The 19,768-nt window shown below is 71.7% G+C and carries 14 protein-coding genes; 8 read left to right on the top strand and 6 right to left on the bottom strand.

The window, feature by feature from the left end:
• Positions 1-17: 17 nt before the first annotated feature.
• Together ACQP2Y_RS15010 and lon are read right to left on the bottom strand one after the other, a co-directional pair.
• A complete protein-coding gene (locus ACQP2Y_RS15010; protein ID WP_433728465.1) occupies positions 18-818 on the bottom strand; it encodes an Fpg/Nei family DNA glycosylase in 801 nt (266 codons plus the stop codon).
• A gap of 77 nt (positions 819-895) precedes the next feature.
• On the bottom strand, positions 896-3,148 hold the full coding sequence (gene lon / locus ACQP2Y_RS15005; RefSeq protein WP_433731953.1) for an endopeptidase La: 2,253 nt from the start codon (positions 3,146-3,148) through the stop codon (positions 896-898).
• Between the two features lie 184 nt (positions 3,149-3,332).
• On the opposite strand from lon, the gene ACQP2Y_RS15000 reads away from it, so the two are divergent.
• Entirely contained in the window at positions 3,333-4,520 is a 1,188-nt protein-coding gene (locus tag ACQP2Y_RS15000; RefSeq protein ID WP_433728463.1) for an MFS transporter, read from the top strand.
• A 10-nt stretch (positions 4,521-4,530) separates the two neighbouring features.
• Positions 4,531-5,217, top strand: a complete 687-nt coding sequence (locus ACQP2Y_RS14995; RefSeq protein WP_433728461.1) for a FadR/GntR family transcriptional regulator — start codon at positions 4,531-4,533, stop codon at positions 5,215-5,217.
• 15 nt (positions 5,218-5,232) lie between these two features.
• On the opposite strand, the gene ACQP2Y_RS14990 is transcribed toward ACQP2Y_RS14995, so the two are convergent.
• The 4 genes from ACQP2Y_RS14990 to ACQP2Y_RS14975 all read right to left on the bottom strand — a co-directional run bounded on the left by ACQP2Y_RS14990 (position 5,233) and on the right by ACQP2Y_RS14975 (position 9,608).
• Positions 5,233-7,236 carry a sensor histidine kinase gene (locus ACQP2Y_RS14990; RefSeq protein ID WP_433728459.1) on the bottom strand — a complete coding sequence of 668 codons (2,004 nt, stop codon included), beginning with the start codon at positions 7,234-7,236 and terminating at the stop codon, positions 5,233-5,235.
• A gap of 224 nt (positions 7,237-7,460) precedes the next feature.
• A complete protein-coding gene (locus ACQP2Y_RS14985) occupies positions 7,461-7,820 on the bottom strand; it encodes a hypothetical protein (protein ID WP_433728457.1) in 360 nt (119 codons plus the stop codon).
• A 61-nt stretch (positions 7,821-7,881) separates the two neighbouring features.
• The gene (locus ACQP2Y_RS14980; RefSeq protein ID WP_433728454.1) at positions 7,882-8,754 is read right to left on the bottom strand and encodes an NAD(P)-dependent oxidoreductase; all 873 of its coding nucleotides are present in this window, start codon (positions 8,752-8,754) and stop codon (positions 7,882-7,884) included.
• Positions 8,751-9,608 carry an NAD(P)-dependent oxidoreductase gene (locus ACQP2Y_RS14975; protein WP_433728452.1) on the bottom strand — a complete coding sequence of 286 codons (858 nt, stop codon included), beginning with the start codon at positions 9,606-9,608 and terminating at the stop codon, positions 8,751-8,753. Before ACQP2Y_RS14975 ends, ACQP2Y_RS14980 begins: the two co-directional genes overlap by 4 nt.
• 88 nt (positions 9,609-9,696) lie before the next feature.
• Between ACQP2Y_RS14975 and ACQP2Y_RS14970 the strand changes: the two genes are divergently transcribed.
• The 6 genes from ACQP2Y_RS14970 (at position 9,697) to ACQP2Y_RS14945 (ending at position 19,767) form a co-directional block, all read left to right on the top strand.
• A complete protein-coding gene (locus tag ACQP2Y_RS14970; protein WP_433728450.1) occupies positions 9,697-10,089 on the top strand; it encodes a winged helix-turn-helix transcriptional regulator in 393 nt (130 codons plus the stop codon).
• A 13-nt stretch (positions 10,090-10,102) separates the two neighbouring features.
• Positions 10,103-10,936 (top strand): metallophosphoesterase family protein, encoded by an 834-nt coding sequence (locus ACQP2Y_RS14965; protein ID WP_433728447.1) that lies wholly within the window; start codon positions 10,103-10,105, stop codon positions 10,934-10,936.
• Between the two features lie 187 nt (positions 10,937-11,123).
• Positions 11,124-17,090: an amino acid adenylation domain-containing protein gene (locus tag ACQP2Y_RS14960; RefSeq protein ID WP_433728446.1), complete on the top strand. Its 5,967-nt coding sequence runs from the start codon at positions 11,124-11,126 to the stop codon at positions 17,088-17,090.
• Positions 17,087-17,290, top strand: coding sequence for an MbtH family protein (locus ACQP2Y_RS14955; protein WP_433728444.1), 204 nt, complete (start codon positions 17,087-17,089; stop codon positions 17,288-17,290). The genes ACQP2Y_RS14960 and ACQP2Y_RS14955 overlap by 4 nt, the downstream gene beginning before the upstream one ends.
• 71 nt (positions 17,291-17,361) lie before the next feature.
• The gene (locus ACQP2Y_RS14950; RefSeq protein WP_433728442.1) at positions 17,362-18,009 is read left to right on the top strand and encodes a hypothetical protein; all 648 of its coding nucleotides are present in this window, start codon (positions 17,362-17,364) and stop codon (positions 18,007-18,009) included.
• Between the two features lie 33 nt (positions 18,010-18,042).
• Positions 18,043-19,767: an ABC transporter ATP-binding protein gene (locus ACQP2Y_RS14945; protein ID WP_433728439.1), complete on the top strand. Its 1,725-nt coding sequence runs from the start codon at positions 18,043-18,045 to the stop codon at positions 19,765-19,767.
• Position 19,768: the final 1 nt, after the last annotated feature.

Raw genomic sequence — 19,768 nt, 5'->3', positions numbered from 1 at the left:
ACCCCGCCCGAGCCGATTCAGGCCTGTTCTCGGCTGCACCACCAACTCGTCCGCCCGCCGACCGTGCTCTTGACCATGGGAGCGCCGTCGCGGGGACAGTGGCCACCCGGGATGCGGAACGGGATGATGCCCAGCGTGTGCACCCCGCCGTCCCTGATCGCCGAGCGCACCGCCCGGCGGGTGGCCCGCAGCAGGCGGTCGACGTCGTCGGCGGTGAGCCGGTCGACCCGGCGTCCCGGGTTGACGCGCGCCGACCACAGGATCTGATCGGCCAGCAGGTTCCCGATCCCGGCGATCGCCTCCTGGTCGAGCAGGCGCGCCTTGACCGGCGCCGTGCCGGACGCGAGCGCCGCCCGGAACTCGGCCGGGGTCATCGTGGCCGCGTCCGGGCCCAGCGAGGCGATCGGCGGGTCCAGGCGTACGCGGCCGAGCCGGCGCGGGTCGACCAGCATCAGCCGGCCGCCGTCGGCGAACGTCAGCGAGAAGCGGCCCCACCGGTAGTCGCCGAGCCGGCGGCGGCCCTCCCAGTAGTCGCCGCCGTCGATCTCGCTGCCGTCCGGGTCGGCGATCACGATCTTGCCGGACATGCCCAGGTGGATGCCGAGCTCGGGGCCGTCGTCGCCGGCGTCGCACCACATGCTCTTGCCCCGGCGGTGCGCCGCGGTCAGGGCCCGCCCGACCAGCGCGGCGCGGATCTGGCCCGGCAGGTGCGGACGGCACACGTACGTGTCGGAGTCGTCCACGTCGACGATCTCGCGGCGCAGGCCGGCCCGCTCGATGACCGCCCGCGCCGACTCGACTTCCGGCAGCTCCGGCATGGTTTCTCCCCGATCGGCGGACGCGGAAGCCGCCCGGGCCGATCGCCCGGGCGGCTTCCTTTGTACGGCAACTACCCTCAGGCCGCCGCGACCATGCCGGCGGACACGGGCTCCAGCGCCGAGCCGAGGATCTCCCGGACATCGGAGACGATGTGTACGGTCAGCGCCTTCAGCACGTCGGCCGGCACCTCGTCGAGGTCGGGCTCGTTGCGCTGCGGCAGGTACACCTCGGTGAGGCCGGCCCGCTGGGCGGCGAGCAGCTTCTGCTTCACGCCGCCGATGGGCAGCACCCGGCCGGTCAGCGAGACTTCGCCGGTCATGCCGACCTCGGCGCGCACGTTGCGGCCGAGCAGCAGCGAGACCAGCGCGGTGGTCATGGTGACACCGGCTGACGGCCCGTCCTTGGGCACCGCACCCGCGGGCACGTGCAGGTGGATCGGGTGATCCAGCTGCTCCGGGGAGATGCCGAACTCCTCGGCGTGCGCCCGCACGTAGGAGAGGGCGATCTGCGCCGACTCCTTCATCACGTCACCGAGCTGGCCGGTGACCGACAGCCCGCCCTTGTCGCCGGGCAGCAGCGAGGCCTCGATGTAGAGCACGTCGCCACCCATCCCGGTCACGGCCAGGCCGGTGGCCACGCCGGGGACGGCGGTCCGCTCGGACGACTCCGGCAGGAACCGGGGCCGCCCGATCAGGCCCTTGAGGTCGGCGGGCCCGATGGTGACGGGCAGGTCCTTGAGGGCGGCCTTGCGGAACGTCTTGGCCAGCAGACGCTCGAACGACCGTACGCCGGCCTCCCGGGTGTAGTTGGCCGCGATCTCGCGCAGAGCGTCCTCGGTGACCGTCACCTCGCCGGGCGACAGTGCGGCGCGCTCCAGCTGGCGGGGCACCAGGAAGTCGCGGGCGATGGCGACCTTGTCGCTCTCGGTGTAGCCGTCGATCGAGATGAGCTCCATCCGGTCGAACAGCGCCTGCGGGATCGTCTCCAGCACGTTCGCGGTCGCGATGAACAGCACGTCGGACAGGTCCAGGTCCAGGTCGAGGTAGTGGTCGCGGAAGGTGTGGTTCTGCGCCGGGTCCAGCACCTCCAGCAGCGCCGCGGCGGGGTCACCGCGGTAGTCGCTGCCGACCTTGTCGACCTCGTCGAGCAGCACGACCGGGTTCATCGAGCCGGCTTCCCGGACGGCCCGCACGATGCGGCCGGGCAGCGCCCCGACGTACGTGCGACGGTGGCCGCGGATCTCCGCCTCGTCGCGGACGCCGCCGAGGGCGACCCGGACGAACTTACGGCCGAGCGTCCGCGCGACCGACTCACCCAGCGACGTCTTGCCGACACCGGGCGGCCCGGCCAGCAGGATCACCGCGCCGGAGCCACGGCCGCCGACGACCGACAGGCCCCGGGACTCGCGGCGGGCCCGGACACCGAGGTATTCCACGATGCGTTCCTTGACCTCGTCCAGCCCGTGGTGATCGGCGTCGAGGACGGCCCGGGCCGCGTCCAGATCCACGGCGTCCTCGGTCCGGACGTTCCAGGGCAGCTCCAGGACGGTGTCGAGCCAGGTCCGGATCCAACCCGCCTCCGGGTTCTGCTCGCCGCCGCGCTCCAGCTTGCCGACCTCGCGCAGCGCCGCCTCGCGGACGTTGTCCGGCAGCTCGGCCGACTCGACCCGGGCGCGGTAGTCGTCGCTGCCGTCGGCCTCGCCCTCGCCGAGCTCCTTGCGGATGGCCTTGAGCTGCTCACGCAGCAGGTACTCACGGTTGCGCTTCTCGACCGACTCGCGGACGTCGCTGTCGATCTTGTCGCTGACCTCGGACTCGGCCAGGAAGTCACCGGTCCACTCGATCAGCAACCGCAGCCGGGCCTCCACATCGGCCGTCTCCAGCAGCTCGCGCTTGCGGTCGTTGGACAGGTACGGCGCCCAGCCGGCGGTGTCCGCCAGGTCGCCGGGGTCGTCGATGGCACTGACCGAATCGATGACCTGCCACGCCTCACGGCGCTGCAACACCGTGACCACCAGCTGCTTGTACTCGGCGGCGAGCTCGCGGGCGTGCTCGGTGGTCGCGCCGGCCGTGACCGGTTCGGCCTCGACCCACAGGGCCGCGCCGGGGCCGGTCACCCCGCCGCCGATCTTGGCGCGTACGCCCGTACGCAGGACAGCGGCGGGCGACCCGCCGCGGGACTTGCCGACCTGCTGAAGGCTCGCCACGACGCCGTGGGTCGCGTAGCGGTCCTCGAGGCGCGGGGCGATGAGCAGTTCGGAGCCGGCCGAGGTGCGGGCCGCGTCGACGGCGGCCTGCGCCGCCTCATCCAGCTCGATCGGGACAACCATGCCGGGGAGCAGGACGATGTCGTCAAGGAACAACACGGGGAGTCGCTTGCTGGTCACTCGGTACCTCCGAGAAGTTGAGTATGTCGCGCTCAACCTCGGAGCCGTTCCCGATCTTCCGGTGTTCACTGCAGGCGAAAATCACCCGGACTGGATTCATCCCATAATCCCATGTTTCACTGGTCGGGTGTCTACCACCACCACCGCGCTCGCCCCGGCCCGGCTGGCCCGGGGCATCCTGCTCGCCGTCGCCCTGACCGCCCTCAACCTGCGCACGGCCGTGACCGGATTCAGCGTGCTGACCGGGGAAGCCGCCGAGGATCTGCACTTCGGGCCGCTGGTCGCCGGGGCCATCGGCACGATCGTGACCGCCTGCTTCGCGGTGGCCGCGTTCGCCGCCCCGCCGCTGGCCCGCCGGCTCGGCCTGGAACGTACCGCCGCGCTCGCGGTGACCGCCACCACCGCCGGCATCCTGCTGCGCGCCGTCGCGTGGTCCCCGGCCGTCATGATCGTCGCCACTGTCATCGCCTTCGCCGGGGTCGGCGCGTCCAACGTCATTCTGATCCCGATCGTGAAGCAGCACTTCCCGGAGCGGCTGCACGCGGTCAGCACCATGTACATGGTCCTGCTCCAGGTCGGCCAGCTGGCCGCGCCGCTGCTCGCGCTGCCGCTGGCCCACGCGTACGGCTGGCGTACGGCAGCAGGCGCATGGGCCGTGGTGACCGCCGTGGCGGCGGTGCTGTGGTTCGTCGCGGTTCCCCGGTCCCGCGTCCGGGCCATACCGGCCCCGGCCCCGGCACCCGTCTTTTGGCGTACGCCACTGGTTTTGGGTCTGATCGGTTTGATGGCCATGACCACGCTGCACGTCTACACGCTGGTGACCTGGTTCCCGGCCATGCTGGAGGACGCCGGGCTGAGCACGACCGCGAGCGCGCTGCTGCTGTCCTGGTTCGCCGGGCTCGGCCTGATCGCCGCCTTCGTGGTGCCGCCGCTGACCAAGCGCATGCGCAACAGCTACCCGATCGTCGTCGTGTGCGTCGCGCTGATGGGCATCGGCTACGGGGGCATGCTGGCGGCCCCGGCGACCGGCGCCTTCGTCTGGGCGACCGCCTTCGGCCTGGGGGTGAGCACGTTCCCGCTCTGCCTGACCCTGATCGGCGCCCGCGCGGCCGACACGCAGAGCGCCTCCCGGCTGTCCGGCCTGGTCCAGGGGGTCGGCTACGGCATCGGCTGCGTCGGCCCGCTGACCCTCGGCGCGATCAACCAGCTCAGCGGCGGCTGGAACTCGACGTACGTGCTGCTGGCGGCCACCCTGCTGATCACCCTCGGCGCCGGCTGGGCCGCGTGCCGGCCGGTCCCCGCGCCCGCCGATTAGGCTGCACCCCGTGTCCCGCCCGATGTTTGATCGCGCCGCCCTCAGCACCCGCGTGACCGACCTCTTCCGGTCCCAGGTCACCGACGGCACCTGGCCGCTGGGCGGCAAGATCCCGACCGAGTCCGAGCTGGTCGAATGGAGCGGCGCCGGGCGCAACACGGTACGCGAGGCGATCGGCTCGCTGGTGCAGGCCGGCATCCTGCGGCGCGAGCAGGGCCGCGGCACCTTCGTGGTGTCGACGTCCGACCTGCGCTCGTCAGTGTCCCGCCGGGTCGCGGCCACCTCCCGCCGCGACAGCCTGGAGCTGCGGCTGGCGCTGGACGCCGCGGCCGCCCGGATCGCCGCGGTCCGCCGCACCGAAGCCGACACCGAACGCCTGGTCACCCTCCTGCACGAGCGGCAGAACGCCTGGGCCGGCGGCGACGCGCACGAGCGGGTGCGCGCCGACTCGGCCCTGCACCGCGCGGTGGTCGGCGCCACCCACAACGCGCTGATGCAGGAGGTCTACGAGGGACTGCTCGGCGTCTTCGAGGAGGTGCAGCTGCACGACGTGGCCGGCGAGACGGACGCCCTGGCCCAGCTGCACACCGACCTGGTCGAAGCGATCGTCGACGGCGACTCCGACCGCGCGGCGGCCACCATGTCGACGCTGCTCCAGCCGCTGATCGAGGGCGCGGAGCCGGCCACCCCCTCCTGACGGCGTGGCCGTTCGTCACCCGCGTTGCCTGTCCTCCGCCGGCTCGGCCGTCCCTCGGCGGCCCTGGGCGACCATGCCCACCAGCTTGGCGGCGTTGGAACGGCGTGCTCCCCCGGCCGTCGTGGTGACCGGTGCGGCCACCGGGACGGCCAGCTCCGACGGAAGCGTCACCGTCGCGATGACCCCGCGGTGGGGCGATGGCCGGAGCACCACACCGATCCCCCACTGGGCAGCCAGGAAGCCGACGACGAAGAGGCCGAGCCGCGCGCTCTTGGCCGGGTCGAACTCCTGTGGCTCGGCCAGCCGGCGATTGGTCTCGTCCAGGACGGACCGGGACATCCCCAGGCCCTGGTCCTCGATCTCGATCGTGACGCCGTCCGGGACCCGTTGGGCCGACACCCGCACCGGCGTGTCCGGCGGCGAGAACGTCGTGCCGTTCTCCAGCAGCTCGGCGAGCAGATGCCCGAGGTCGGTCACGGCCGGCTCCGGCACTTCCGCGTCCGTCAGCGGGCCGATCTCGATCCGTTCCGCGTGTTCCACCTCGCCCGCCGCCCGGGTGATGACCCGGGCCAGCGGCTCCGGGCCGAATCCGCGCCGGCTGCGTGCGGAGCCCGCGAGAATCACGAGATGTTCGGCGTGCCGGCGCATCTGGACGGCCAGCTGCTCGGCCCGGGCTGTTGCGCGTTCTGCGGCGGCGTCCCCGGGCGGCGTCTGGGCGAGGGCCTGGAGCTGGCGATCCACCAGCGTCTGGTTGCGGCGGGCGATGTTGACCAGGGCTTTGTTCATGTCGTAGCGCAGCGCGGCCTCGCCGGCCGCGGAGTCGATCGCGCTCTGCTGCACCTCGCTCAGCGCGGCTCCGACGTCGGCGATCTCGTCGTCGCCCAGGGACAGGCGCAGCGGGTCGCCGTCCGTGTCGATCTGCTCGCCCGCCCGCACCCGCACGACCATCTCGGGCAGTCGCCGATGGGCCAGCTCGTTGGCCGCTGTGCGCAGGACCGACAGCCGCCGTACGACGGAACCGCCGATGCGGATCGACAGGAGCAGCGACGCCAGGATGGCGATCAGGCCCAGCATGCCCGAGATGCCGAACCGGAACAGGATCCGGTCGCGTTCCGCGTCGGCGAACTCCGCGGCCTTGCCGTAGCCGGTGGCCAGGAAGTCGTAGAACTGACGGACAGCCGGGATGAAGGTCGCCTTCCACTCGGCCCGCGTGGTCGACACCGGTCCACCGAAGCCCTCGTCCCGGAGGATGCGATCCTCGGCCGCCCGCAGCGCCACGAAGTTGGGGCCGCTGAGCATGCTCTTGAAGGCGGCCTGGTCCGGCGCCGGCAGCGTGGAGCCGGCGACCGGGATCTGGAAGCGCAACGCCCCGACGATCTCGGTCAGCTGCCGAGGTTCCCCGGCGTCGAAACTGCCCGCCGACGTCACGCCGGTCAGCAGGGCGTCCTCCTGATGGAGCAACTCGCCGGTCCGGCGCATGGCGACCGAGGTGCGCATGACCCGTTCCACCAGGGGATCGCTGGAGACGGCGGCCGCGGTGGACACGCTGAAGGCGTAGCTGATGATGCCGTTGTAGCCGCTCACGGCCACGGCACGGGTGATGCTCCCGGCGTCGACCTGGGTGCGCAGCAGGACCAGGGAGTCGCGGGCCGCGAGCATGTCGGCGATCCGGGCCCGGGTGATGTCGGCCGAGATGCCGCTGCCCCGGAAGTGCCGGGAAAGGTCGCGGAACTCGGCCACTGCCGCGTCGGTCGCCGCCCGTTGAGCGCGCAGCGCGGCGATGTCTCCGCCGGCCGCCGCCAGGATCTCGACGGACATGCTGCGCTCGGCCTGCAGTGCAGCCACCATCTTGTCGCACGGCTGGCTGACGTTGTCCTGGGTGTGGTTGGTGTTCCGCAGCGCCGTCGCGTCGGCGAACGACGCGTTGACATCCAGGATCCACAGCGCGGTCAACGCCGCGACGGGCACCAGCAGCACCAGGATGATCTTGGAACGGATGGACCTCGGTTTACGCCCCACGAGACCTCATTCATGGCAGTTCCTGCGTGCCCGTGGATCAGGTGGACGTCCCCGGGCCTCCATCTGGGATCGCTCCCATGTGAGTACTCGGTGGAACAGTCGGTGGTTCAGAATCCGCCGAAGGTGCCCCGAAAGACCACGGATCGTGCCCGTACGACGCCGGCTCGCGCCTTGATCACCTCGAGGGCCGGCATAGGCGCCGTTGCGCGGCTCGCTGAACCGTTTCAGGCAGCCTCATTGCTGTGCCAGCCCCGCTTGGGAGACGAATGCCCGCCGGGGTGCCCGACGAACAGGGTGCAATCCATGTCGTCGCGGCTTTGCGCCGCAGGATCCTGGCGCTCCGGGCACCAGGTGTACGGGTTGATCTCGGACGCGCTCAACGTCCACTGAACCCACCACATCGTCTCCTCGACCTGCTGGCCGAGAGCGGCGTGTGAGCCCGAGTGCCCCCGCTCGAGCTCACAGCCCAGCTCGGACTGCACGCTCGGAGCCGGCACCGGAAGCTCGCCAAAGAAGGCGAGCTGTGCCGCGTCAAGGGTGATACGGGCGGGGCAGGCAACCGGATCTTCGCTGTCCATAGACATGCATCCATTGTTGCCCCCGCCGGAGCTTTCCCACACCCGACAACTGAACCGGTTTTGTAAATTAGGCCCTGATCACTTCGTAGAGAGCCGTCCAGCCGTCGGTGCCGTGACCGGCGGCGACAGCCCGGTCGTAGTGCGACCTGACGGCCGCCGGTAGCTCCCGGTCGACCCCGGCCTCCTCACTGGTACGCAGAATGTGCCCTGCCGTGGCCCCCATCATCAGGACGGTGCTGAGGTCACCCGGGTGTTGCCCGGCAGCGATCCTGGCCGCCAGCTCCGCGCCGCTGCCGACCATCGCCGGGACGTCGGTGAGCATGGTCATCGCGTCGGGCAGGAAATCGGCCGCCGGCACGCCGGCCGCGGTCACCATGGCGGTGGAGTGCAGCAGACCGGACAGCGTGGTCAGGAAGACGTTCAACTGGGCCTGGTAGAACAGCTGGGCCAGTCCCGGATCGGCGCCGAGGTAGCGCGGTTCGCCGATCAGCCGCAGTGCCGGTTCGTGGGCGGCGAGGATCTCGCCGGGGCCGCTGTAGTAGACGTACGCGCCGGGCCCGCCGACCACCGGGGGTGGCACCATGACGCCGCCGGTGACGAAGTGCGCGCCGTGGCCGGCCGCCCAGGTCGCGGCCGTGCGGGACGCGTCAGGCGTGTCGGAGCTGAGGTTGACGAGGTCACGGCCGGTCAGGAAGTCCGGGTCGCGGCCCAGGATCTGGTACATCGCCTCGTAGTCGGTGAGGCTGAGGATCGTGAGCGGGCTCGCGGTGACCGCCTCAGCTGGGGTGGCCGCTCGGGTGGCACCGGATTCGACCAGGCCATCGGCTCGTGCGGGCGTACGGTTCCACACGGTGACGGGGTGGCCGCCGCGCAGCAGGACGCCGGCCATGGCCCGGCCCATCGGGCCGAGGCCGATCACGGTGACAGGTTCCTGGCTCATCGGGTGGTCCTCAGCTCTTCGAAGATCCGGGCGGTGTCGAGGTCGCCGTGGCCGGCGGTGAGCTGCCGGCGGACGAGGTCGTGCACGGGTTGCAGCACCTCGGTCGAGACGCCCTGGCCGGTGCTCGCGCGCAGCAGGGCGGCCAGGGCTGCCTCGGTGAACCGCAGGCTCTGGCCCCCGCCGGCGTAGTTCCCGGCGTCGACCGTCGCCGCGTAGCCGGCGAAGCTGCCGGTCATGGCGGCCAGGAACGGCGCCTGCCGCCGGGCGAACTCGGCCGCCGGGACGCCTTCGGCGGCGAGCATCGCCGCGCCGTGCAGGAAGCCGGCGACCATTGTGTACATGCCGGTGAGCATGGCCATGTCGTAGAGCGCGGCGAGTCCCGCGTCGGCACCGAAGAAGGTGCTTTCGCCCCACCGGTCGAGCAGGTCGCGGTGCTCGGCGAAGACGGCCTCCGCGCCGGCGTAGAAGATCGCCGATCCGGGGCCGCCGATCATGGCGGGGACGGCCAGGATCGCGCCGTCGAGGTAGGCGATGCCGTGGCCGGCGGCCCAGGCGGCGAGCTCCCGCGATTCGGCGGGTGTGGTCGTGGTCAGGTTGAGCACGGCGCGGCCGGTCAGCGCGGCGGCGACCGGGTCCAGGACGTCGTGGACCGAGCGGTGATCGAACAGGCAGACGACGACCGGGCCGTCGCCTGTGATGGCCTTCTCGACGGTGTCGGCGACGATCGCGCCACGACCGGTCAACGGCTGCGCCCGCCGTGGGTCGCGGTTCCACACGACCGCGGGAAGGCGGGCGTCCAGCAGTGTCTCGGCCAGGGCGGTGCCCATCGCGCCCGTACCCAGGATTGTGGTCATGGGTATTGATGGTTTGCCCGTACAGTCGGGCCGGCAAGTACCCACTATTTTGTTCGGTACTTACCTAGAGGTGAGTATGGAGGGGACGATGGCAGCCGGCGCGAGGCGTGGACCGTACATCTGTGGCATCGATGCCGGGATGGACGTGGTGACCGGTAAGTGGAAGTCGTTGATCCTCTGGGAGCTCAACACCCACGGCGTCCGGCGCTTCGGTGAGCTGCGGCGGGGGCTGCCGGGGGTGAGCGAGAAGATGCTCGTCCAGCACCTGCGGGAGATGGAGGAGGACGGGCTGATCCACCGGGAGATCTACCGCGAGGTGCCGCCCCGCGTGGAGTACTCGCTGACTCCGGACGGCATCTCCCTCAACGAGGCCCTCAGCGCACTCGGCGCCTGGGGTCAGCAGCGGGTCAAGCGCCTTGCCGCCGAAGGCAGCCTCGTCGAGGGCGTCAACCCGCTACCCGGGCCCGTACCAGAGCTCTGACATGATCGATGCGGTGACCGGGAGCCTGTTCGCCGTCAGTGATCTGCACGTCTCGTACCCGAGGAACAGGAAGATCGCCGGCCGGCTGCGCCCGGAGTCGCCGGACGACTGGCTCATCGTGGCCGGTGATGTCGGCGAGGTCTTCGCCGACGTCGAGCAGACCCTGGCCGGGCTGCGGGAGCGTTTCGCCACGGTGATCTGGGCGCCCGGCAACCACGAGCTGTGGACCCACCCGAACGATCCGGTGCAGCTGCGCGGCGTGGAACGCTACGACGCGCTCGTCCGGATGTGCCGGGACAACGGCGTGCTCACCCCGGAGGACAACTATCCGGTGTGGACGGGACCGGGCGGCCCGGTCACCGTGGCGCCGCTGTTCCTGCTCTACGACTACTCGTTCCGGGTGCCCGGGGTCACCGGCAAGGAGGAGTCGCTGCGCCGGGCGTACGAGGCCGGCGTGGTCTGCACCGACGAGATGATGCTGCATCCGGCGCCGTTCCCGGACCGGGAGTCGTGGTGCTGGGACCGGGTGGCGCGCACCCGCGAGCGGCTGGACGCCGTCGACCCGGCCATGTCCACAGTGCTGGTCAGTCACTGGCCGCTGGTCCGCGAGCCGACCGATGTCCTGCGCTATCCGGACTTCGCGCAGTGGTGTGGCACCGAGCTGACCGCGGACTGGCACCGGCGGTACCGGGCGACCGTGGCGGTCTACGGCCATCTGCACATCCCCCGGACGACCCACCACGACGGCGTCCGCTTCGAAGAGGTATCTCTCGGTTACCCACGGGAGTGGGTCCGTAGGGGCACTCCCCCGCAGCCCATGCGCCGGATCCTCGGCGACGGGTCATAGGTACGCCCAGCTCGCTGCCTTGACCACCGTCAAATCCACTTTGTACCGAGCACGCCTCCAGGACTCTTTCCGGACCGATTTTGTGCACTTTATTTCCGGTGATTTGTCTCATCTTGATCCGCCCACGCTGAAAGAGCAGATTGGCACGATCTGAGCACGACGGCGTGACACCGGAGGAGACGAGCCCTTGATCAGCTCTGCCGAAGAGGCCCGGACCCTGCCGGAGATGTTCGCCGCGCAGGTCGCACGCGCCGGCAGCGACCCGGCTGTGGTCGCCGACGACGCCACGGTGTCCTTTCAGGAGCTGGACGAGCGGTCGAACCGGCTGGCCCGCGTCCTGGTCGCCCAGGGTGTCGGTCCCGAGGTCGCGGTCGGGCTGGTGCTCAACCGGTCGATCGAGTTCGTGGTCGCGGCGCTGGCGGTGGTGAAGGCCGGCGGCAGTTACGTCCCCGTGGACGCCGCCTACCCGGCCGCGCGGGCGGCGTTCATGATGTCGGACGCCCGGGTGCGGTGCGTGGTGACCACGACCGCCACGCGGGCCTCGACGTCGACAGGCGTCACGGAGCTGGTGCTGGACGACCCCAAGACCGCCGACGAGATCGCCTCGAACGACGCCGGCATCCTCCGGGACGCACAGCGGCACGCCCCGCTGCTGCCGGAGCACGCGGCCTACGTGATCTACACGTCGGGCTCGACCGGCCTGCCCAAGGGCGTCGTGGTGACCCATCGCGGCGTGACGAACCTGGCGACGGCGCAGCGGACCCTGCTCGGGCTCGGTCCGGGCAAGCGGCGCCTGCAGTTCGCCTCGGTCAGCTTCGACGCGTCGGTGTCCGAGCTGTGGTCGACCCTGCTGTCGGGCGCGACGCTGGTCGTCGCGGACGGGTCGCGGCTGGTGCCCGGCCGCGCGCTGGCCGAGCTGGTGGAGAGCCGCGGCGTCACCCACGTGACGTTGCCGCCGTCGCTGCTGTCCGCTGTGGAGACCGGTGGTGGGCTGCCGGACGGCGTGACGCTGGTCGTCGCCGGCGAGGCCTGCCCGCCCGCGATGGTGGCCCGCTGGTCCCGGAACAGGGTGATGCTCAACGCCTACGGGCCGACCGAGACGACGGTCGCCGCCACCGTCAGCGAGCCCCTCGGTGCGGAGGGGACGCCGCCGATCGGCCGGCCGATCCCCAATGTCCGCGCCTACGTGCTCGACGACCATCTGCGGGAAGCAGCGACCGGCGAGCTCTACCTCGCCGGCGCCGGGGTGGCCCGCGGCTATGCCGGCCGGCCGGCCCTGACGGCCCAGCGGTTCGTGGCCGATCCGTTCGGCCCACCCGGGGAGCGGATGTACCGGACCGGGGACGTGGTGCGCCGGCTTCCCGACGGCCAGCTGGAATTCGTCGGCCGCGCGGACGCTCAGGTCAAGATCCGTGGCGTACGGGTCGAGCCCGGCGAGGTGGAGGCCGCGCTGATGGGCCTGGCCGGAGTCGATCAGGCGGTGGTGCTGGTGCACGGCGCCGGCGCGGATCGGCGGCTGACGGCGTACGTGGTCACCGAGGCCGGCCACCGTGACGTGGGCACGCTGCGGCGACGTCTCGCAGCGGTGGTCCCGGACCATCTCGTGCCGTCGGTGTTCGTGCTGATGGACGCGCTGCCGGTGACCGGGAACGGCAAAGTGGACCGCCAGGCGCTGCCCGATCCCGACACCAGCGCGAACGAGCGGGAGTACGCGGCGCCGGTGGGCGCGGTGGAACAGACGCTGGCCCGGCTGTGGGAAGAGATCCTCGGCGTGCCCCGGGTCGGCCGCAATGACGAGTTCTACGCCCTGGGCGGGCACTCGCTGATGGCGACGCAGCTGGTCAACCGGGTGCGGTCGGTGCTCAAGGTCGAGCTGCCGGTCCGGGACCTCTTCGAGACATCGAACCTGGCCGAGCTGGCCCGGCGGGTGTCGGTGCTCAAGGGCGGGACCCGGCCCGTGCTGCGCCGCCGCGCACGCCCGGCGGTGGTGCCGCTGTCGTACCCGCAGCAGCGGCTGTGGCTCACCGCGCAGCTGCGCGCGAACGACACGGCGTACCACATCCCGGTCGTCGTCCGGCTGACCGGCGAGCTCGACGTCGCCGCCCTGCACGCGGCCGTCACCGACGTGGTCCGGCGGCACGAGCCCCTGCGGACGGTGTTCCCGCTGCTGGACGGTGAGCCCCAGCAGCGGGTCGTGCCGATGGCCGACGTCGGTACGCTGCTGGTCCGCGGCGAGGTCGAGGCCACCGAGCTGGGCCGGGCCGTGGACGGGCTGGTCAAGCGTCGCTTCGACCTGACCAGGGACCTGCCGTTCCGGGCGCACCTGCTCACGGTGGGACCCGGCGACCATGCCCTGATCCTGCTGCTGCACCACATCGCAGCCGACGGTTCCTCCATGGAGCCGCTGATGCGCGACTTCAGCGAGGCGTACGAGCAGCGCCGCGCGGGCCGGGCCCCGCAGTGGACCGAGCTGCCGGTGCAGTACGCGGACTTCGCCCTGTGGCAGCGCGACGCGGTGAAGGTGGCCCGCGACCAGGTGGCGTACTGGACCGGCCTGCTGCGCGGGGTGCCCGACGAGTTGCCGCTGCCCACCGACCGGGTCCGGCCGGCTGTGGGCACGTACCGCGGCGGATCGGTGCCGTTGAAGGTGCCGGTCGACGTGCACGAGAGCCTCGTGGCCCTGGCCCGCCGCAACGGCGCGAGCGTCTTCATGGTGGTCCAGTCGGCGGTGGCGGCGCTGCTGTCGCGGCTGGGTGCGGGGGCCGACATCCCACTCGGCTGGCCGGTCGCGGGACGGGTCGACGAGGCCCTCGACGATCTGGTCGGCTTCTTCGTCAACACCCTGGTGCTGCGGGCCGACCTGACCGGCGATCCGTCGTTCGAGCAACTGCTGAGCCGGGTGCGCGAGCAGGACCTGGCGGCGTTCAGCAACCAGGACGTGCCGTTCGAGAGCGTGGTCGAGGTGCTCAACCCGGCCCGGGTGCCCGGCCGGCACCCGCTGTTCCAGGTCATGGTGGCGTTGCAGGTCGGCCGGACCGCGGTGCTCGACCTGACCGGCGTCGACATGAAACGCGTCGCGGTCGGTTCCGGGTCGGCCAAGTTCGACCTGAGTTTCCAGTTCGTGGAGTTCTCGGATGCCGGCGGACGGCCCGCCGGGATGGGCGGTGAGCTGACCTTCGCCGCCGACCTGTTCGACCGGGACACCGCCAAGCGCATGATCGAGATGCTCGGCCGGCTGCTGGCCGCGGCCGTGGCGGATCCCGGCAAGCCGATCGCCCGGCTGCCGCTGCTGAGCGCGGACGAGCGCCGGGTGGCCGAGCAGGCGAGCGCCGGCGACGTCCGGGACCGGACCGGGCCGTGGATCCACCAGCTCATCGAGGGCCACGCCCGGGCCACGCCGGCCGCGCCCGCCGTACGGTTCGAGGGGCGGACCCTGCCGTACGAGGAGCTCAATCGCCGGGCCAACCAGCTGGCCCACCGCCTGATCCGGGCCGGCGCCGGACCGGACGTGCTGATCGGCATCAGCATGGAACGCGGCTTCGACCTGGTGGTCGCGGTCCTGGCCGTGATGAAGACGGGCGGCGCGTTCGTCCCGCTCGACCCCGACCTGCCCGCCGCCCGCCGGGCGCTGATGATCGCCGACCTGGGCACCGCCGTGGTGCTCACCCACGGGCCGGTCCGGCCGCGACTCCCCGAGGACCCCGGGCTGCTGTTGTGCCTGGACGAGCAGGCCACCGCCCTGGCGGCGGAGCCGCAGCACGACCCCGAGGTCGTGGTGACCGCCGAGGACACCGCCTACGTCCTCTACACCTCCGGCACCACCGGGACGCCGAAGGGCGTGGTGAACGTCCGGGGCGCGATCGGCAACCGGTTCGCCTGGATGACCGAGAAGTTCGCGCCGGCGCCGGGCGACCGCGTGCTGCAGAAGTCCCCGGTCACCTTCGACACCTCGGTCTGGGAGCTGCTCTGGCCGCTGACCTGCGGCGCGACCGTCGTGATGGCCCGGCCCGACGGGCACCGCGACAGCGGCTACCTCGTCGGGGTCATCCGCGACGAAGAGATCTGCCTGGCCGACTTCGTGCCGTCGATGCTGGAGATGTTCCTGGCCGAGCCGGGCGCCGAGCGGTGCACCAGCCTGCGCCACGTCATCGCCGGCGGGGAAGCCCTTCCGCTGGGACTGCGCAGCCGCTTCTTCGAGGCACTGCCCGGCACCCAGCTCCACAACCTGTACGGGCCGACCGAAACGGCGATCGGCGTGACCAGCTGGGACTGCCGGCCGGACGACGACGGCCGCACCGTTCCCATCGGCCGCCCGATCCCCAACGCCCGGGTCTATGTGCTCGGTGCCGACGCCGAGCAGCTGCCGGCCGGCGTGCCCGGTGAGATCTGCATCGCGGGACGTCCGCTGGCCCGCGGCTACCTCAACCGGCCCGCCCTGACCGCGGAACGGTTCGTGGCGGACCCGTTCGTGGCCGGCGAGCGGATGTACCGCACCGGCGACCGGGGGCTGCGCCGCGCCGACGGCGCGATCGAGTTCCTCGGCCGGCAGGACGACCAGGTCAAGATCCGCGGCGTGCGGGTCGAGCTGGGTGAGGTCGAGGCCGCCGCGGCGGCACTTCCCGGGGTACGCCGGGCCGCGGTCACGGTACGCGGAACCGGCGTCGACGCCCGCTTGATCGCCTACGTGGTGGCCGACCCCGCGACCGACGTGGCGGTGCTGCGCCGGGAGATGGCAGCCGCCGTACCCGATCATCTCGTGCCGTCGGTGTTCGTGGTGCTGGACGCCCTGCCGCTGACCGTGCACGGCAAGGTGGACCGGCTCGCCCTGCCGGACCCGGGCGATGCGGCCGAGCAGGCCTATGTCGAGCCGGTGGGCGCCGTGGAGCAGGCCCTGGCCGGGTTGTGGGCGCAGATCCTCGGCGTGCCCCGCGCGGGCCGCGACGACAACTTCTTCGTCCTGGGTGGGCACTCGCTGCTCGCCATGCAGCTGGTCAATCAGGTCCGTTCGGTGCTGCGGGTGGATCTGCCGTTCCGCGCAGTCTTCGAGAGTGCGACGCTGGCCGACCTGGCCGACCTGATCGAGGGCCTGCCCACGCTCGCGGCGCCCAGCGGCTCCGCGGAGACCGAGCAGCGGATGCGCCGGCTGGTCGCCGACGCGCTGGAGGTCGGCCAGGTCGCCGCCGAGGACAACATCTTCGACCTCGGTGGCGGCCGGGAGACCGTGGAGCGGCTGAGCCGGGCCATCGAGGCGGAGTTCGGCGTACCCGTCAATCCGCTCGTGGTCGCCGCCGTGCCGACCGCGCGGAACCTGGCCGGCTGGGTCGCGGCCGGGCCGGACGACGCGGCGCTGGACGTGCTCGTGCCGCTGCGGCCGCACACCGGGACCATCTCACTGTTCTGCGTGCATCCGCTCGGCGGCCTGAGCTGGCTCTACTACCCGCTGGTCAACGCCGTGCCGGAGGAGGTCGGCGTGTACGGCGTCCAGGCGCGCGGCCTGCGCCCCGGCGACGCCATGCCGGCCAGCCTGACCGCGATGGCCGCCGACTACGTCCAGCAGATCCGCGCCGTCCAGCCGGAGGGTCCCTACCACCTGCTGGGGCTGTGCGCCGGTGGCGAGATCGTCCACGAGATGGCCGTGCAGCTGCAACGGGACGGCCAGCGGGTGCAGCTGCTGGCGATGCTCGATTCCCGGCCCACCCCGCACCGCCGGGCGACCCAGGTGGCCCGGCTGAACGCGGTCGCGCGGCACTTCGACCTGGACGTGCCCGCCGAGCAGCGGCACCTGCTGACCGGCGACGCCCTCTACGACCAGCTGCGGCAGCGTCAGGGCCCCTACTCGTTCCTGATGCGGCAGAAGGGACGGGCGATCGTCGACTTCTACGAAAACATGATCAAGCTCGTGGACAACCACGAGTTCGGCCTCTTCGACGGCGATGTCCTGTTCGTCGAGGCGGCCGCGGCGCGAACGCCCGAGCAGTACTTCTCCCCGATGTGGCAGCGGTACGTCACCGGCCACATCGACGTCCTCGTCCTGAAATACCTGCACCGGCAGCTGGCCCGGGCGGAGGTGCTGGAAATGATCGGCGCCCGGGTGGCCGAGCACCTCGACCGCTCCCCCAGCGCGCAGACGACCACCGGAAGGCCGGCCGAATGAGCAATCCCTTCGAACGCGACGACACCCCGTACCTGGTCCTGGTCAACCACGAGAACCAGCACTCGCTGTGGCCGCAGACGGTCGACGTGCCGGCGGGCTGGCGGACCGTGTCCGGCCCGGACACCCGCGACGCCTGCCTGAGCTACATCGAGCGGGAGTGGACCGACATCCGTCCCGCCGGCCTGGCCGGGCCGGTGTGATGCCGGCCGCCCACTCCGGACTCCTCTTCCTCTGGGGAACGCCGCGGTCCCGATCGACGGCGTTCCTGCGGATGATGCTCGAACGCGGCGACCACGAGGTCTACCACGAACCGTTCTCCAGCATCGTCGTGCAGGGCCACGCGACGGTCGGCGACGCCACCGCCACCAGCCACGCCGAACTGCTCAAACTGCTCGACGAACGGGCGCGCGACCGGCGCGTCTTCGTCAAGGAGACGACCGAGTACGACTACCTCGGCACCGGCGGCGAGGACATCCCGGCCACCGGTCGGCACACCTTCATCATCCGCGACCCCCGCTCGGTGATCGCCTCGCACTACGCGATGAACCCGGACATGGTCTGCGCCGAGGTGGGCTACGGCCACCAGGCCGAGCTCGCCCGGCGGGTCCGGGAGGCGTCCGGGGCCACCCCGCACGTCGTCGAGGCCGAGACGCTGCTCGCGGCGCCGGCCGAGGTCGTCCGGCGCTACTGCGAGCACGCCGGGATACCGTTCCTGGCCTCGGCGCTTTCCTGGCAGCCGGGCGACCACCGGGTCTGGAGCCGGACCCGGCCGTGGCACCGCGACGTCGCGGGCAGCTCCGGCTTCACCGAACCGCAGCGCACGTACGCGGACACGGTGGACAACCATCCGAAGCTGGCCGAGTGCTACCGGTGTCACCTGCCGCACTACGAATTCCTGCGCGCGTGGGCGGCCCGTTAACCTCGGCTCATCCCGTACGGAAGGTTGTGCTCTTTGCCAGACGTCCCGCTGCGCCGCATCGCCCGGCTGTTCAAGGCGCACCGCCTGCGCCTGACCGTGGTGACCGGGCTCATCATGGCGTCCTCCGTGCTGGGCATGGCCTCCCCCTTCCTGCTGCGCGAGGTCATCGACCGCGCCCTGCCGGAGAAGAACGCCACGCTGCTCGCCTGGCTGGTCACCGGCATGGTCGCCGTCGCCGCGGTGACCGCCGCACTCGGCGTCGTCCAGACGTGGATGTCCGCCACCGTCGGCCAGCGGGTCGTGCACCAGCTGCGGATCGACGTCTTCACCCACCTGCAGCGGCAGTCGGTGGCGTTCTTCACCCGGACCCGCACCGGCGAGATCCAGTCGCGCATCACCAACGACATCGGCGGCGTGCAGTCGGTGGTCACCTCGACCGCCGCGTCGATCACCTCCAACCTGACCACCGCGGTGGCCAGCGCGGTCGCCATGGTCGCGTTGTCCTGGCAGCTGTCCCTGGTCTCGCTGATCGTGCTGCCACCGGCGCTGCATCTGAGCCGCCGCGCCGCGAAGATGCGCAAGGAGATCACCGCCCTGCGCCAGACCGAGCTCGCCGACCTCAACGTGACCATCGAGGAGGGCCTGTCGATCAGCGGGGCCCAGCTGAGCAAGACCATGGGCGCCGGCGCCGCGCTCGTCGAGCGGTTCAGCCTGTCCTCGACCCGTCTCATCGACCTGCAGATGCGCTCGCAGCTGGCCGGCCGGTGGCGGATGGCCACGATGAGCATCATCTTCGCCGCCATCCCGGCGATCATCTACCTCAGCGCCGGACTGCCGCCGACCGCCGGCACCCTGAGCATCGGCACCCTGGTCGCCTTCACCACCCTGCAGGCCGGACTGTTCCGGCCGCTGATGGGCCTGCTCAACGTCGGCGTCTCGCTGAGCACCTCGAAGGTGCTGTTCGGACGCATCTTCGAATACCTCGACCTGCCGATCGAGGTCGACGACCCGGCCCAGCCGGTCGAGCTGCCCGATCCGGTCCGCGGGCACCTGCGCTTCGAGAACGTGACCTTCCGCTACCCCGGCAGCAGCACGGCCGCGATCGACAACGTCTGCCTGGACGTGCCGGCCGGCACGTCGCTGGCGCTGGTCGGCGAGACCGGCTCCGGCAAGACCACCATCGGCGCGCTGATCGTGCGGTTCCACGACCCGGCCGCCGGCCGGATCACCATCGACGGCATCGACCTGCGCGACCTGCGCCTGGCCGACCTGGCCGGGGTGGTCGGGCTGGTCAGCCAGGAGACCTACCTGCTGCACACCACGGTCCGGGAAAATCTGCGGTACGCCCGCCCGGACGCCACCGACGCCCAGATCGAGCAGGCCGCCCGCGCCGCCCAGATCCACGACGTGATCGCCAGGCTCCCCGACGGCTACGACACCGTCGTCGGCTCGCGCGGGCACCGCTTCTCCGGTGGTGAGAAGCAGCGCATCGCCATCGCCCGGACGCTGCTGCGCAACCCCCGGATCCTGGTCCTGGACGAGGCCACCAGCGCCCTGGACACCTCCACCGAGCGGGCCGTGCAGCGCGCCTTCGACGAACTGGCCCGCGGCCGCACCACGGTGACGATCGCGCACCGGCTGTCGACCGTGCGCAACGCCGACCAGATCGCCGTCGTCGACCACGGCCGCATCCTCGAACAGGGCACCCACGACACCCTGGTCTCGGTCGGCGGCCGGTACGCCGCCCTCACCGCGTGAG

It is taken from the genome of Actinoplanes sp. CA-051413, from assembly GCF_050955795.1.
In the GTDB taxonomy this organism is placed as follows: Bacteria; Actinomycetota; Actinomycetes; order Mycobacteriales; family Micromonosporaceae; genus Actinoplanes.
The sequence above is the reverse complement of the archived record's forward strand: the minus strand, read 5'-3'. Positions and strand labels throughout refer to the sequence as shown.